The organism is Terrabacter sp. FW104-15G4B (assembly GCF_058790095.1).
In genome coordinates this window covers 1,923-3,524 of sequence record NZ_JBYTCI010000060.1, presented here as the reverse complement: position 1 = coordinate 3,524, position 1,602 = coordinate 1,923, and the positions used below count along the sequence as shown (strand labels likewise).

Sequence of the window (1,602 nt, the reverse complement as noted above, 5' to 3'; positions counted from 1 at the left end):
GTGGGGGGTGGGGTGCCGGTTGTATTTTGAGAACTTCACAGTGGACGCGAGCATCTTTGTGGCCAAGTTTTTAAGGGCACACGGTGGATGCCTTGGCACCAGGAACCGAAGAAGGACGTAGGAATCTGCGATAAGCCTCGGGTAGTCGATAACCAGACTGTGATCCGAGGATTTCCGAATGGGGAAACCCGGCTGGAGGCAAGTCCAGTCACCCGCACCTGAATATATAGGGTGTGTGGAGGGAACGTGGGGAAGTGAAACATCTCAGTACCCACAGGAAGAGAAAACAACATGTGATTCCGTGAGTAGTGGCGAGCGAAAGCGGATGAGGCTAAACCGGGCGTGTGTGATAGCTGTCAGGCGTTGCACGTTCGGGGTCGTGGGACCCGCCGGCAGGGGCTGACACCCTTGCAGGGAGTAAGAAATCTGCGTCATAGTCGAAGAGCATTGAATGGCTCGGCATAGAGGGTGCGACCCCCGTAGACGAAATGGTGTGGACTCCCGGTGGATTTCCCAAGTAGCACGGGGCCCGAGAAATCCCGTGTGAATCTGGCAGGACCACCTGCTAAGCCTAAATATTCCCTGGTGACCGATAGCGGACAAGTACCGTGAGGGAAAGGTGAAAAGTACCCCGGGAGGGGAGTGAAATAGATCCTGAAACCGTGTGCCTACAATCCGTTGGAGCCTCCCGCCGTTGGGCGTGTGGGGTGACAGCGTGCCTTTTGAAGAATGAGCCTGCGAGTTAGTGCTCAGTGGCGAGGTTAACCCGTGTGGGGAAGCCGTAGCGAAAGCGAGTCCGAACAGGGCGTTTCAGTCGCTGGGTCTAGACCCGAAGCGGAGTGATCTACCCATGGCCAGGTTGAAGCGCAGGTAAGACTGCGTGGAGGACCGAACCCACTTAGGTTGAAAACTGAGGGGATGAGCTGTGGGTAGGGGTGAAAGGCCAATCAAACTCCGTGATAGCTGGTTCTCCCCGAAATGCATTTAGGTGCAGCGTCACGTGTTTCTTACCGGAGGTAGAGCTACTGGATAGCTAATGGGCCTCACCAGGTTACTGACGTTAGCCAAACTCCGAATGCCGGTAAGTGAGAGCGTGGCAGTGAGACTGCGGGGGATAAGCTCCGTAGTCGAGAGGGAAACAGCCCAGATCACCAGCTAAGGTCCCTAAGCGTGTGCTAAGTGGGAAAGGATGTGGAGTTGCTGTGACAACCAGGAGGTTGGCTTAGAAGCAGCCACCCTTTAAAGAGTGCGTAATAGCTCACTGGTCAAGTGATTCCGCGCCGACAATGTAGCGGGGCTCAAGCACACCACCGAAGCTGTGGCATTGACATATTGCTCGGCACCGACACCTGCGGGTTCGGTGTCCAGGCGTGTTGATGGGTAGGGGAGCGTCGTGTGGCCAGGGAAGCGGCGGTGTGAACCAGCCGTGGAGGCCACACGAGTGAGAATGCAGGCATGAGTAGCGAATGACGGGCGAGAAACCCGTCCGCCGAATAACCAAGGGTTCCAGGGTCAAGCTAATCTGCCCTGGGTAAGTCGGGACCTAAGGCGAGGCCGACAGGCGTAGTCGATGGACATCCGGTTGATATTCCGGAACCGGCG

1 rRNA gene (cut by a window edge) is annotated in these 1,602 nt (G+C 56.6%); it reads left to right on the top strand.

Annotated features, from left to right (window positions below):
- Positions 1-60 precede the first annotated feature (60 nt).
- Positions 61-1,602: ribosomal RNA gene (locus AC3WRT_RS20515) — 23S ribosomal RNA — on the top strand (it continues 1,687 nt past the right edge of the window).